The 14,508-nt window shown below is 45.5% G+C and carries 12 protein-coding genes; 11 read left to right on the forward strand and 1 reads right to left on the reverse strand.

Annotated elements, in window-relative coordinates; translation table 11 throughout:
- Nucleotides 1–158: 158 nt before the first annotated feature.
- From A8F94_RS22180 to A8F94_RS22200, 5 genes are all read left to right on the forward strand, one after another.
- Nucleotides 159–833 (forward strand): TetR/AcrR family transcriptional regulator, encoded by a 675-nt coding sequence (locus tag A8F94_RS22180; RefSeq protein WP_066205834.1) that lies wholly within the window; start codon nucleotides 159–161, stop codon nucleotides 831–833.
- Complete coding sequence (gene icmF, locus A8F94_RS22185; protein WP_066205836.1) at nucleotides 830–4,087, forward strand: fused isobutyryl-CoA mutase/GTPase IcmF; 3,258 nt, start codon at nucleotides 830–832, stop codon at nucleotides 4,085–4,087. Before A8F94_RS22180 ends, icmF begins: the two co-directional genes overlap by 4 nt.
- Before the next feature lie 218 nt (nucleotides 4,088–4,305).
- Nucleotides 4,306–4,509 (forward strand): hypothetical protein, encoded by a 204-nt coding sequence (locus A8F94_RS22190; RefSeq protein ID WP_066205840.1) that lies wholly within the window; start codon nucleotides 4,306–4,308, stop codon nucleotides 4,507–4,509.
- 195 nt (nucleotides 4,510–4,704) lie between these two features.
- Nucleotides 4,705–5,307, forward strand: a complete 603-nt coding sequence (rpoE, locus tag A8F94_RS22195; RefSeq protein WP_066206123.1) for a DNA-directed RNA polymerase subunit delta — start codon at nucleotides 4,705–4,707, stop codon at nucleotides 5,305–5,307.
- 272 nt (nucleotides 5,308–5,579) lie between these two features.
- The gene (locus tag A8F94_RS22200) at nucleotides 5,580–7,178 is read left to right on the forward strand and encodes a CTP synthase (RefSeq protein WP_066205843.1); all 1,599 of its coding nucleotides are present in this window, start codon (nucleotides 5,580–5,582) and stop codon (nucleotides 7,176–7,178) included.
- Between the two features lie 78 nt (nucleotides 7,179–7,256).
- On the opposite strand, the gene A8F94_RS22205 is transcribed toward A8F94_RS22200, so the two are convergent.
- Nucleotides 7,257–7,793 (reverse strand): DUF2529 family protein, encoded by a 537-nt coding sequence (locus A8F94_RS22205; protein WP_066205846.1) that lies wholly within the window; start codon nucleotides 7,791–7,793, stop codon nucleotides 7,257–7,259.
- A gap of 172 nt (nucleotides 7,794–7,965) precedes the next feature.
- Here A8F94_RS22205 and A8F94_RS22210 point away from each other — a divergent pair, with 172 nt between their 5' ends.
- From A8F94_RS22210 to rho, 6 genes are all read left to right on the forward strand, one after another.
- Nucleotides 7,966–8,331, forward strand: a complete 366-nt coding sequence (locus A8F94_RS22210) for a response regulator (RefSeq protein ID WP_066205849.1) — start codon at nucleotides 7,966–7,968, stop codon at nucleotides 8,329–8,331.
- 280 nt (nucleotides 8,332–8,611) lie between these two features.
- Nucleotides 8,612–9,469 (forward strand): class II fructose-bisphosphate aldolase, encoded by an 858-nt coding sequence (locus A8F94_RS22215; RefSeq protein ID WP_066205853.1) that lies wholly within the window; start codon nucleotides 8,612–8,614, stop codon nucleotides 9,467–9,469.
- Between the two features lie 108 nt (nucleotides 9,470–9,577).
- Nucleotides 9,578–10,219, forward strand: coding sequence for a fructose-6-phosphate aldolase (fsa, locus tag A8F94_RS22220; protein WP_066205856.1), 642 nt, complete (start codon nucleotides 9,578–9,580; stop codon nucleotides 10,217–10,219).
- A gap of 270 nt (nucleotides 10,220–10,489) precedes the next feature.
- Nucleotides 10,490–11,776 (forward strand): UDP-N-acetylglucosamine 1-carboxyvinyltransferase, encoded by a 1,287-nt coding sequence (locus A8F94_RS22225; RefSeq protein WP_066205858.1) that lies wholly within the window; start codon nucleotides 10,490–10,492, stop codon nucleotides 11,774–11,776.
- Between the two features lie 134 nt (nucleotides 11,777–11,910).
- A complete protein-coding gene (gene glpX, locus A8F94_RS22230; RefSeq protein WP_066205860.1) occupies nucleotides 11,911–12,873 on the forward strand; it encodes a class II fructose-bisphosphatase in 963 nt (320 codons plus the stop codon).
- Between the two features lie 343 nt (nucleotides 12,874–13,216).
- A complete protein-coding gene (gene rho, locus A8F94_RS22235; protein ID WP_066205863.1) occupies nucleotides 13,217–14,497 on the forward strand; it encodes a transcription termination factor Rho in 1,281 nt (426 codons plus the stop codon).
- The last annotated feature ends 11 nt before the right edge of the window (nucleotides 14,498–14,508 follow it).

The following is a 14,508-nucleotide window of genomic DNA, read 5'->3' on the forward strand; positions in this document are numbered from 1 at the left end:
TTTTTTGTCCCTGCAGTGCTTTAAAGCAGCCTCATTTAGCGGGACGAAAATAACTACTAGCAAAAACAACAATCTTTCAGCAAACATGTAAACTAGAGCTCATTATGTCATTAGTAAGTGAATAGATTGCGATGAAAGGACAAAGGCGGTGGGGATGTTTGAAAAAAAGAGAAGTCCAAGCTTCCGTGAAAGATGAGCTCCTGATTAAAAGGAGACGCAGCCAAATGATCAGGGGGGCGGTAGCGCTTTTTAAGCAAAAGGGGTTCCACCGTACAACAACCAGGGAAATCGCGAGGGCCTCGGGATTCAGCATTGGCACCCTCTATGAATATATTCGTACAAAGGAGGATGTGCTGTATCTCGTATGTGACAGCATTTATGACCAAGTCGCGACCCAGCTGATGAAGGACCTTGACGATAAAGGAAATACATTGGAAAGCTTGAAACATGGTATAGCTGATTATTTCAGGATCATGAATGATATGCAGGACGAAGTTTTGGTTATGTACCAGGAAGCCAAATCACTATCAAAAGATGCCCTGCCGTATGTTTTGAAAAAGGAAAACGAAATGGCCGCGATGTTCGTCCAATTGATTAACCGCTGTATTGCCAACGGGGAGCTGCAGCTATCGGAAAAAGAGGCAGAATTGGTTGCCCATAACATCATTGTCCTCGGACAAATGTGGGGGTTCAGGCGCTGGGCATTAAGAAAACAGTACACGCTCGAGGAATATATCGATTACCAGACTGATTTGCTGCTGTCAGGAATCAGCAAAGGAAGCCGCAGCGAACTTTTTCGGGAGTCCGCAGCATTGAAAGGAGGAACAAGATGAGCACGCAAGAAATTTATAAACCAGTCCATCACGTCCGTTTTGTAACTGCCTCCAGCCTGTTCGATGGGCATGACGCCTCAATCAATATTATGAGGAGAATCCTTCAGTCAACAGGCGTTGAAGTCATCCATCTAGGCCATAATCGCTCGGTTGAAGAGGTCGTCAATGCAGCGATTCAGGAAGATGTTCAGGGAATCGCGATTTCCTCCTATCAAGGTGGGCATGTCGAATACTTTAAATATATGTACGACCTTCTTAAGGAAAAGGGTGCCGGCCATATCCGGCTGTTTGGAGGCGGTGGCGGAGTCATCATCCCCCGCGAGATTAAGGAGCTTCATGATTACGGAATTTCAGGAATTTTTTCTCCGGAGGACGGCCGCCAGATTGGCCTTCAGGGAATGATTAACAAGATGGTCGAGGAGTGTGATTTCTCAACCCTTCCAAACGACCCTCCGGCAGAAATCGAGGGGTTAAAAGAAGGGAAGGTCACATCGCTTGCCAAGCTTATTACGCTCGCCGAATACCATGTGTCGGAGGGTAAGGAGGCCGCTGCAGCAGAGGTTATGGAGAAAGTTAAATCTGTCGCGAAAACAGTTCCGGTAGTCGGGATTACTGGAACAGGCGGTGCGGGAAAAAGTTCACTGACCGATGAATTGATACGCCGCTTCCTTAATGAAATACCAGACAAAAAGGTAGCAATTCTGTCGGTCGACCCGACAAAGCAAAAAACAGGCGGGGCCCTTCTTGGTGACAGAATCCGGATGAACTCAATTTTCAACCCGCGCGTTTATATGCGGAGCCTGGCTACAAGGGCATCCCGGAGCGAACTGTCACTCGCGATTAAAGATGCGGTAGCTGTTACCAAGGCAGCGGGCTTTGACCTCATTATTGTTGAGACGAGCGGAATTGGCCAGGGGGATGCGGCCATCACCGAGATTTGTGACATCTCCATGTATGTAATGACGAGTGAATTTGGTGCTCCTTCTCAGCTTGAGAAAATTGACATGATTGACTTTGCCGACTTGATTGTCATTAACAAGTTTGAACGCAAGGGTTCTGAGGATGCTAAGCGCCAGGTCCAGAAGCAATACCAGCGCAGCCATATGCTCTTTGAAAAAGACCCGGATGAAATGCCGGTGTACGGAACCATCGCCAGCCAATTCAACGACCCAGGTACTAATGCCGTATTTGCTGCTCTTTTGGAAACAATTAATGAAAAGGCAGGAACTGAGTGGAAAACCTCTTTTAACAAAAAAGCTGTCGTTGAAAAGCAGAATGTGATCATTCCGACGGAGCGCAGGTATTATTTAAGGGAAATTGGTGAAACAGTACGCAATTACCATAAAAAAGCCGAGCAGCAGACGGAATTGGCCAGAAGGCTTTTTCAAATTGAAGGAGTTTTGGAATCCTTTGGAGTCCATACCTCTGATGATGTGCTTTCCGAACTCAATAAATTAAAACAAGAAACTCTAGCTGCCCTTTCTCCTGAATCCAAGGCAATTCTTGACCGATGGGAAAAGAAAAAGGCCGACTATGCCGCAGATGAATATGTAGTCCGGATTCGTGATAAGGAAATCCGTACAGCATTAAAATCGAAAAGCTTATCAGGGCTTGATATTCCGAAGGTAGCCTTGCCGAAGTATAAGGATTATGGAGAAATACTTCGCTGGGTGTATCGTGAGAATGTTCCTGGCTCCTTCCCTTATACAGCTGGGGTTTTCCCGTTCAAGCGGGAAGGCGAAGATCCAAAAAGGCAGTTTGCGGGTGAAGGAACCCCTGAGCGGACCAACCGCCGCTTCCATTATCTTTCAAAAGAAGACCCGGCTAAACGACTTAGCACGGCGTTTGACTCTGTTACACTTTACGGGGAAGACCCGGATTACCGCCCTGATATTTATGGGAAAATCGGGGAAAGTGGCGTATCGATTTGCACGCTGGAAGATATGAAAAAATTGTATAATGGCTTTGACCTTTGCCATCCATCCACATCTGTTTCGATGACAATTAATGGGCCGGCACCCATTATTCTGGCTATGTTCATGAACACAGCCATTCATCAGCAAGTCGAAAAGAAAGAAGAGGAACTTGGCAGGATACTGACTCCCGAAGAATTTGTAAATGTCCGGGCATACACCCTTAAAAATGTACGCGGAACCGTCCAGGCAGATATCCTGAAAGAGGATCAGGGGCAAAATACGTGTATCTTTTCAACCGAGTTCGCACTCAGGATGATGGGGGATATTCAGCAATATTTTATCGACCACCAGGTGCGCAACTATTATTCTGTATCCATTTCCGGCTACCATATTGCTGAAGCTGGCGCAAATCCAATTTCTCAGCTCGCCTTCACCCTGGCGAACGGATTTACGTACGTGGAATACTATTTGAGCCGAGGGATGGATATTAATGATTTCGCTCCAAATTTAAGCTTCTTTTTCTCAAATGGCCTTGATCCTGAATATACAGTAATCGGGCGAGTGGCCCGCCGGATCTGGGCAACTGTGATGCGAGATAAATATGGTGCGAATGAACGAAGCCAAAAGCTGAAATATCATATCCAAACATCAGGCCGTTCGCTTCATGCCCAGGAGATCGATTTCAATGATATCCGGACGACGCTCCAGGCGCTGATGGCTTTGCAGGATAACTGTAATTCCCTCCATACAAATGCGTATGACGAAGCGATTACAACCCCAACTGAGGAATCTGTCCGACGGGCGATGGCGATTCAGATGATTATTACAAAGGAGCTCGGCCTGTCAAAAAATGAAAATCCGTTACAGGGTGCATTCATTATTGACGAACTGACTGACCTTGTCGAAGAGGCCGTCCTCGAGGAGTTTGAACGACTCAATGACCGCGGCGGTGTTCTTGGGGCGATGGAAACTCAGTATCAGCGAGGAAAGATCCAGGATGAATCCATGTATTACGAAATGAAAAAACACTCAGGGGAGCTGCCGATTATTGGGGTGAATACGTACCTGAACCCAAATCCTCCTTCAGAAGAAGAAATGGACAATATGGAATTGGCGAGAGCGTCCAAGGAAGAAAAAGAACTGCAGATTGCGAACCTTCGCAAATTCCAGAAGGAACATGCAGATAAAGTGGCGGATGCATTAAAGCGGCTTAAGGAAACAGCTGTCTCTGGCGGAAACATATTTGCCGAGCTTATGGAGACAGTAAAGGTGGCAAGCCTTGGCCAAATTACCCATGCTCTTTACGAAGTTGGCGGCCAATATCGCCGGAATATGTAACAAAACCGCAAGGGCGAGGACTATGCCTGCCGAAATTTTCTTTGTGGATCAAGTTATAAAAAAGAGCCCGGGGGAGTGGCCTAATTCTTCCCTGGGCCATTTTGTTGGCTTACGCGATACACGGAAACAATTATTTTTTTAAAAAGGCAAAAATGGATTAAAAATTCCCCCGGATACTATATAATATTGGCATACATATAAAGGGAGGAGGTTGGCTGGTGAAGAAGATCAAAACAAAGTATATTGTTGCTCTTATCATCCTGTCAGCCTGGCCTCTCTATTATTTATACCAACACCAGCTTGGGGCAATCTCCTTCCTGTTGCTCGCCATCCTTTTTCTATTGTTATCACTAAAGGAATTATCAATTGAGAAAGAAAGGCGGGAGAGGGAAGAGAGAGGCCAGAACCACCGTAGAGCTTGAAGTGAAACTTCAATCAGTGAGGCTTCTTTTTCCCCTGCTGATTCTTACTTCTCTTTAATGGCGGAATAAATATTCCGCCTGCTCCCACTTGGAACTGGCATAAACGGGAAGAATTTGTTTATAATGAAGAATATGTATTTCGGGAGAATCCCTTCCTGAGCCCTTTGGGTGTAAATTTGAAAGGAAGTGCCAATGTTGAGTCTAGAAAATTACTCGAAAGAGCAGTTAAAGGAAATGTCCATGATTGAAATGGCCTACGAACTGCTAAAGAATAAGAAACAAACCTTAGCTTTCAATGAAATCATTGATGAAATTGCAAAAGCATCAGATCTTTCCAAAGATCAGGTAAGATCAAGGATTGCACAGTTTTATACTGATTTGAATATAGATGGCCGTTTTATTTCATTAGGTGAAAATAAGTGGGGCCTTCGGGTCTGGTATCCAGTCGATACAGTTGAGGAAGAACAAGTCCATGCAGCCAAGCCGAAGAAGAAAAAGGCTAAAAAGGTTCTGGATGATGACCTTGATGATTACGAAGAACTTGAAGATGAAGCTGAATTTGATGACTTTGCTGAAGACGACATCCTTGATGAAGACGAAGACAGCTTTGATGATATTGAAGAGGCTGATGAATTCGAAGAAGATGAGGAAGAATTCGACATCGATGATGAAGAGGAAATCGATGAGGATCTCGATGAGGATATTGAGGAAGACCTTGATGATGACCTTGAAGAAAGCCTCGAAGCTTTAGAGGAAGAGGAGCTTGCCGATGACGAGGATGAAGAGGAAGACCTGTAGGCTTGACATTCCTAACCTCTGCCTGTAGAATCATTTTTGGGCTCCTTAAAAAAGGAACGAACAACATTTGCTATCAAGCGCTCCCTTGCAAACTATTGCAGGAGGGCGCTTTTTTATTTTGCAGGAATTGGAGAATCAGGGCTCCAAAGCCGCGCCGCAAGACTGTTTCAATTCCCCTTTAAAAAACATTTTAGCTCATGGCACCGTTTTTTTTGACAGACCTGCTGTATTCAAACAGGAATTGAACAAACTGTATTAGAGGGGGACTTAACATGACAAAATATATTTTCGTAACCGGTGGGGTTGTATCCTCGCTCGGCAAAGGAATCACAGCCGCATCCCTGGGGCGCCTGTTGAAAAACAGGGGACTAAGCGTTTTTATCCAGAAATTCGACCCATACATCAACGTTGATCCTGGAACGATGAGCCCTTATCAACACGGGGAAGTGTATGTCACCGGCGATGGCGCTGAAACAGATTTGGATTTAGGACATTACGAACGCTTTATTGACATCAATCTGACCAAACACAGCAATGTAACGACTGGGAAGATTTACTCTACCGTCCTCAAAAAGGAACGCCGTGGAGATTACCTGGGAGGTACTGTTCAGGTTATTCCGCACATTACAAATGAAATTAAGGAACGTGTTTTCCGTGCCGGCAATGAAACAAATGCTGATGTCGTCATCACAGAAATCGGAGGTACGGTAGGGGACATCGAATCTCTTCCATTCCTCGAAGCGATTCGCCAGATTAAAAGCGACATTGGCCACGATAACGTTATGTATATTCATTGTACGCTAATTCCATATATCAAGGCTGCCGGCGAAATGAAAACAAAGCCGACACAGCACAGCGTAAAAGAACTCCGCAGCCTTGGGATTCAGCCGAACGTCATCGTTGTCCGTACAGAGCTGCCTGTCTCTCAGGATATGAAGGACAAGATTGCCCTGTTCTGCGATATTGATAAAAAAGCTGTTATCGAGTGCCGTGATGCGGAAACTCTTTATACCATCCCACTGGACCTCCAAGACCAAAACCTTGATCAAATTGTCTGTGACCACTTAAAGCTTCAGTGTGGGGAGGCAGATATGACAGAGTGGAAGGCTCTTGTTGAAAAGGTTACAAACCTGTCTGCGAAGACCAAGATTGCCCTTGTTGGCAAATATGTCGAACTACAGGATGCATATCTGTCAGTTGTTGAAGCACTTAAGCATGCAGGATATGCATATGATGCCGATATCGACATTAATTGGGTGAATGCTGAACATGTAACCGAAGAAAATGTAGAAGAATTGCTTGGTGATTCTGACGGCATCCTGGTACCAGGCGGATTTGGTGACAGAGGAGTTGAGGGGAAAATTACGGCAATCAAATATGCGCGTGAGAAAAAAGTTCCTTTCCTCGGTATCTGCCTTGGCATGCAGCTTGCAACTGTCGAATATGCTCGAAATGTCCTCGGTCTCAAAGGGGCGCATTCAGCGGAGCTTGATCCGTCTACGAAGGATCCAATCATTGACTTGCTTCCTGAACAAAAGGATGTTGAAGACCTGGGTGGTACACTCCGCCTTGGATTGTATCCATGCAAGCTTGTTGAAGGAACAAAGGTCCATGAAGCATACGGAGAAAAGGTCGTATATGAGCGCCACCGCCACCGTTATGAATTCAACAACCATTATCGCCAGGATATGGAGCGGGCTGGTTTTGTATTCTCAGGGACAAGCCCGGATGGCCGCTTGATTGAAACGATTGAAATTACCGACCATCCTTGGTTTGTCGCTTCCCAGTTCCACCCGGAATTCCTGTCAAGGCCTAACCGCCCTCAGCCACTATTCCGTGAGTTTATTGGAGCTTCACTTAAAGAGAAATAAAATGCCAAAAGCCAGCCTCTCCGCTAAAGGAGGGCTGGCTTTTTATATTGGTTTATCAATGAAGTGAGATGTGATTCATTAAAGAAGTTCCTCATACTCAGCCAGCATCTCATCGATTGTAAATTTTAAGGCGTAATACACGTACAAGGCGGCTATAGGTGCCGGATATCCATACCTTCCGCCTGTCTCGTCAGGGAGCAGTCCTTTTTTCAGGAAAAGGTCAATATGGACATCCGCTAAATCAGTAAGTGTACTATCCTTTTCTTCCTCTTTTGTACAGATGGATACATAGGGAACACCTTCTTGATGTAAGATCCCCGCAACTTTTACTAAATCAGGATCAGAGGAAAAGCGCGATACGATAATGGCCCTGTCTGCTGGTGTAAGAGCTGGAGGGGAGGAAGGTTCCCAAATTGCCGCCCTTTTCAACGGCTCGGCTCCTTTAATGGCTTCCAATCCAACCGAGGCCATTTCCTCTGCACCATAGATGTAAATTTTCCCCTGGCCGGCAGCTGCCTGTGCAAGCAGCCGAGCTGCATCTTCGAAATTTTCTTCCTGTTTTGAGTATATTCGCCCCAGCAGTCCTGTAAGCTGCGTCGAAAACATTTTCAGCATACATGTATCCCCCTACTATTTTTTCTTCATTATAGACAAATTTTGCAGCTATGCAAAAAATGTCGGAAATTGAAGGAGGGAAATTGAAGGATATGGGCGAGAAAAATAGAATTAGTCTGAGGAAGGATTATGTACATATGAGTAGAAAAAGTGGGAATTGAGGCGATGTTGCATGAAAGAGAAAATTTTGATAGTTGATGATCAATTTGGAATCCGCATCCTGCTGAATGAAGTTTTTCAGAAGGAAGGCTATGCTACGTTCCAGGCCGCTAACGGCATTCAGGCATTGGATATTGTAAAGAAACATAAGCCAGACCTTGTCCTCCTTGACATGAAAATACCTGGAATGGATGGAATAGAAATTCTGAAGCGGATGAAAGTGATTGAGCCGGATATTAAAGTAATCATCATGACAGCTTATGGAGAGCTTGACATGATACAGGAAGCGAAGGATCTTGGCGCGATTACACATTTTGCAAAGCCGTTTGACATTGACGATATCCGTAATGCTGTAAGGACATATGCGGTGAGGTCATAGCCTGGTTACCTATAGAGCAAATATGCATTGCCAATCTTTCGGGGAGAGACTATGCGTTTTATTTTTATTCCAAAGGGTAAAAGTTATGTGTTCGCTTTCATTGTGACATTTTGCGCACAGGCAGCCTATTAATGGCATTTCCTTACCTGGTTTGATATGATAACAAATGGAATCGAAGGCTGTTTGTTAGTATGCCATTATACATAATCCGCCTAGTGGGGGTTAACCTTACTTACGGAGGCCGTATTAACGGAACAGCCAACTTTAAGGAGGAAGAATAATGCCTTTAGTTTCTATGACCGAAATGCTCAACAAAGCAAAAGCGGAAGGCTATGCAGTCGGGCAATTTAACCTGAATAACCTTGAGTTCACCCAGGCAATCCTGCTTGCCGCGCAAGAAGAAAACTCCCCTGTCATTCTTGGTGTTTCCGAAGGTGCGGGAAGATATATGGGCGGCTTTAAAACAGTTGTCAAAATGGTAGAAGGACTTATCGAAGACTATGGTGTCACAGTCCCAGTCGCAATCCATCTTGACCACGGGTCTAGCTATGAAAAGTGTAAGGCTGCCATCGATGCCGGCTTCACTTCCGTCATGATCGATGCTTCCCATCACCCGTTCGAAGAAAATATTGAAATTACGTCCAAAGTTGTGGAGTATGCCCACTCGAAAGGTGTTTCTGTTGAAGCTGAGCTTGGAACAGTTGGCGGACAGGAAGATGATGTCATTGCTGATGGCGTAATCTATGCGGATGTTGAGGAATGTAAGGAACTCGTTACCCGTACTGGGATTGACTGCCTCGCTCCTGCCCTTGGTTCCGTACATGGCCCATATAAGGGAGAACCAAACCTTGGCTTCAAGGAAATGGAAGAAATCGGTCAAGCTACTGGCGTCCCGCTCGTTTTACATGGCGGAACTGGCATTCCTACTAAGGATATTCAAAAATCCATCTCGCTTGGTACAGCCAAAATCAACGTAAATACTGAAAACCAAATTGCTTCTGCCAGGGTTGTCCGCGAGGTGCTGGCTGCAAAGCCAAACGAATATGATCCCCGCAAATATCTTGGGCCAGCTCGGGATGCAATTAAGGAAACAGTCCAAGGGAAAATGCGTGAATTTGGTTCCTCTGGCAGGGCTTAAAGCAAATAAATTAGGTTAATCTATAAAATAGTTGGAACCGCTTCTGAATAGAGGCGGTTTCAGTGTATTTTTTTGCTAGCTGATACTATATAAATTGGAGGATTACAAATGAAATTTTTTATAGATACAGCCAATATGAATGAAATACGTGATGCTTATGCCCTTGGTCTTCTCTCCGGGGTTACAACAAATCCTTCCCTTGTGGCAAAGGAAAAAGGCGTTTCATTCGAAGACCGTTTAAAGGAAATTACCGATCTTGTTCCAGGATCTGTAAGTGCTGAGGTTATTGCACTGGATGCAGAAGGTATGATCAAGGAAGGGAAGGAGCTTGCCAAGATTGCTCCGAACATTACAATTAAAGTACCGATGACTCCCGATGGGCTAAAGGCAGTCCACGCGTTTTCGCAGGAGGGTATTAAAACGAACGTAACCCTGATTTTCAGTGCCAACCAGGCGCTTCTGGCTGCCCGTGCCGGTGCGACATACGTGTCACCATTCCTCGGGAGGCTTGATGATATCGGACATAATGGCCTCGAGCTAATCTCAACTATATATGAAATATTTGCAGTTCACGGATTGAATACTGAAATTATCGCTGCCTCCATCAGGCATCCACAGCACGTCACTGAGGCTGCGCTAAGGGGCGCACATATTGCAACAATTCCTTACAAAGTGTTGATGCAGCTTTTCCATCATCCACTGACAGATAAGGGTATTGAGGCATTTTTAAAGGACTGGAATTCCCGCTAAACCGTTCTCTAAGAAGGGCAGCTGGCTCTCTGAAAACAATTGTAAGGGTGCGGGGTGTTTCGTTCCTTTTTAAGATGGAGTAAGATTCCTTACTTTTTCCATAAACTTTTTTGGTTATCAGTACATGAAAAGGGGATTTTCGTGTAAACTAATGGTTAAGACAAACTGTCGGAATGTGCCTTTTGCTTATGGAAAATAATACCTTTAATGCGGCTGGTTTTATGAATCAGCCGCAAAGCTAATGTACGATGGCTGGAAAGGGAGACTAAAATGGAAAAGCTTAAAATAGCCGGCGGTTACCCATTAAAAGGAACTGTCCGGGTAAGCGGCGCCAAAAACAGTGCAGTTGCACTCATCCCTGCTACAATTCTTGCAGATTCCCCGGTAGTAATAGAAGGGCTTCCTGATATTTCCGATGTTGAAATTCTTAAAGGGCTGCTTGAAGAAATAGGAGGGAAGGTACAGCTTTCAGACAATGAAATGACTGTTGACCCCTCGGCAATGATTTCGATGCCGCTTCCAAATGGAAAAGTGAAAAAACTCCGTGCTTCCTATTATTTGATGGGTGCAATGCTTGGAAGGTTCAAAAAGGCAGTAATTGGACTTCCGGGTGGATGCCACCTCGGCCCAAGGCCAATCGATCAGCATATCAAAGGATTTGAGGCCCTTGGTGCTAGTGTTACAAATGAACAGGGAGCCATATATCTTCGTGCGGATGAATTAAAAGGGGCAAGGATTTACCTCGATGTTGTCAGCGTAGGAGCAACGATTAATATCATGCTTGCCGCGGTACGCGCCAAAGGCCGTACGATTATTGAGAATGCGGCCAAAGAGCCGGAAATCATTGATGTTGCAACGCTTTTGTCCAATATGGGCGCGAAAATCAAAGGTGCGGGGACCGATGTCATTCGTATCGAAGGTGTTGAAAACCTTCATGGGTGCAGGCATACAATTATTCCCGACAGAATAGAGGCAGGAACCTACATTATCCTTGGCGCAGCCATGGGTGAAGGCGTCCTTGTCGATAATGTCATCCCGCATCATCTTGAATCCTTGCTGGCAAAGCTAAGCGAGATGGGTGTGTATGTCGAAGCGGGTGACGACCAGGTTTTTGTAAGGAGTACTTCAAAACTGAAGGCAGTCGATATAAAAACCCTTGTCTATCCGGGATTCCCTACCGACTTGCAGCAGCCTTTCACAGCACTTTTAACAAAAGCTGCAGGCTCCAGCATGGTCACAGATACGATTTATGGGGCACGGTTTAAGCATATTGATGAGTTGCGCAGGATGAATGCCAGCATTAAAGTTGAAGGGCGATCCGCGATTATTTCAGGGCCAGTCCAGCTTCAAGGGGCAAAGGTAAAGGCGAGCGACCTGCGAGCTGGTGCCGCATTGTTCATCGCAGGGCTTATGGCTGAGGGAATAACTGAGGTTACTGGGCTTGAGCATATTGACAGGGGTTATAGCAATCTCGTTGAAAAACTCCATGGTCTTGGAGCAACTGTATGGCGCGAAGCCATGACAGAAGAAGAGGCGGAACAGCTAAAGAATACCTGATTTGTAGAAAGTAAACTTATATCCTCCTCTTAATGGAGGGAAAATGTCTTTAAAGGCGCCCGCCCTTTTAGGCAGCGCCTTTTAAAGGTGTCTTAATTTTTCGTAAACGTGTGAATGTTGAAAGGGGAAAGACCATGGAAAGAAGCTTAACAATGGAACTTGTCCGGGTAACTGAAGCAGCAGCACTTGCCTCTGCCCGCTGGATGGGACGCGGTAAGAAGGAAGAAGCTGACGGCGCTGCCACTTCGGCGATGCGGGATGTGTTCGATACTGTTCCAATGAAGGGAACTGTTGTCATCGGCGAAGGAGAAATGGACGAGGCACCAATGCTCTACATAGGCGAAAAACTTGGCACAGGCTATGGGCCGAGAGTCGATGTTGCAGTAGACCCGCTTGAAGGGACGAACATCGTTGCTGCCGGAGGGTGGAATGCATTGGCCGTATTGGCAATAGCGGACCACGGAAATCTCCTGCATGCACCCGATATGTATATGAACAAAATCGCAGTTGGGCCGGAAGCGGTCGGCCAAATTGATATTAACGCTTCCGTTCTTGATAACTTAAAGGCTGTTGCCCGTGCCAAAAATAAAGATATTGAGGATGTTGTGGCAACGGTCCTGAACCGTGACCGGCATGCCCATATTGTTGCGGAACTTCGTGAAGCGGGGGCCAGAATCAAGCTGATTAATGACGGTGACGTAGCAGGAGCAATCAATACGGCTTTCGACTTTACCGGTGTTGACATCTTGTTCGGATCGGGAGGAGCTCCTGAGGGGGTCATAGCCGCTGTTGCTCTGAAGTGCCTTGGCGGGGAATTGATTGGCAAACTCGAACCTCAAAATGATGCTGAAATTGAACGCTGCAAAACAATGGGGATCGATGTGAACAAAGTGCTTCGGATGGAAGATCTGGTTCGTGGGGATGACGCCATTTTTGCGGCAACAGGCGTTACTGACGGAGAGCTTCTAAAGGGTGTTCAGTTTAAGGGAAGCTATGGATCGACACATTCAATCGTCATGCGGGCGAAATCCGGAACAGTCCGGTTTATTGAGGGCCGCCACAGCTTAACGAAAAAGCCTAACCTTGTTATAAAGTAAAGACTCACAGGCTGCCGTCCCCGGGCTTATTTTAGTGCTCCGGGAACGGCTTTTAAAAGATATTTTTAAAAAACATGGTTATTTCCTGTGAATAGGGGTAAAATATAAATTGTTTTGCAGGCTTAACCTATCTTCCAATCAAACTTCAAGAATCCTTCATGTTAATAGAATCCCTCTCTGCAACGAAACAAGGCATTTCAACTGTTAAAAAGGAATACAGGCGCCAGGTCCTTGGGTATATCCAAAAGATAGCCTAAAAACAAAATCTTGTTTTACTCAATGGCCAAGGCATCCTTGTGGATGCAGCAAGACATGAACCAAAATAGTAAAGTGTGGTGTACTAATGGAATTAACAATTACTAGTCTCGAAAATATGAAGCTGAAGGAACTGTATGAGCTTGCCCGTCAATACAAGGTTTCTTATTACAGCAAATTGACAAAAAAGGAATTGATTTTCTCAATTCTTAAAGCACGAGCTGAAGAACAGGGCTATTTCTTTATGGAAGGTGTCCTTGAAATCATTCAGTCGGAAGGGTTTGGCTTCCTGCGCCCGATTAATTATTCGCCCAGCTCGGAGGATATTTATATTTCAGCTTCACAAATTCGCAGGTTTGACCTAAGGAATGGTGACAAAGTATCCGGGAAGGTAAGGCCCCCGAAGGAAAGCGAGCGCTATTATGGCCTCCTTCATGTAGAAGCGGTTAACGGAGAAAACCCGGAATCTGCCAAGGAACGCGTCCATTTTCCAGCATTGACAGCCCTTTATCCTGACAGACAAATCAAACTTGAAACAACTCCAAAGCATCTTTCCACCCGAATTATGGACCTTGTTGCACCTGTAGGCTTTGGTCAGCGCGGCCTGATTGTTGCCCCTCCTAAAGCAGGTAAAACAATGCTGTTAAAGGAAATTGCCAACAGCATTACCACAAATCATCCGGAGGCAGAACTCATTGTTCTTTTAATAGATGAGCGTCCAGAGGAAGTAACAGATATTGAACGGTCTGTTGCAGGGGATGTTGTCAGTTCAACATTTGACGAAGTACCGGAAAATCATATAAAAGTAGCCGAGCTTGTACTCGAGCGTGCTATGAGGCTTGTAGAACATAAGAAGGATGTCATTATTCTCATGGATAGCATTACCAGGCTTGCTCGGGCATATAACCTTGTCATTCCCCCAAGCGGCCGTACTTTATCCGGCGGTATCGATCCTGCCGCATTCCACCGTCCAAAGCGCTTCTTTGGTGCGGCAAGAAATATTGAAGAGGGCGGCAGCCTGACAATCTTGGCAACAGCCCTGGTTGATACAGGTTCAAGAATGGACGATGTGATTTACGAAGAGTTTAAAGGTACAGGCAATATGGAGCTTCACCTTGACCGCTCTCTTGCTGAAAAGCGCATTTTCCCTGCCCTCGACATTCGCCGTTCAGGAACTCGGAAGGAAGAGCTCCTGTTGCCGAAGGATCATCTAGACAAACTGTGGGCAATCAGAAAGTCGATGTCTGACAGTCCGGACTTTGCTGAGCGTTTCTTAAAGAAACTGAAGCAGACCAAATCGAATGAGGAATTCTTTGCCCAGGTTGGCGAAGAAATGAAGGCTAATACATCAAGAAGGCAGCAATCGTAGAGAAAAGTAGG

The organism is Bacillus sp. FJAT-27225 (genome assembly GCF_001685025.1).
Taxonomy (GTDB): Bacteria; Bacillota; Bacilli; order Bacillales; family Cytobacillaceae; genus Bacillus_D.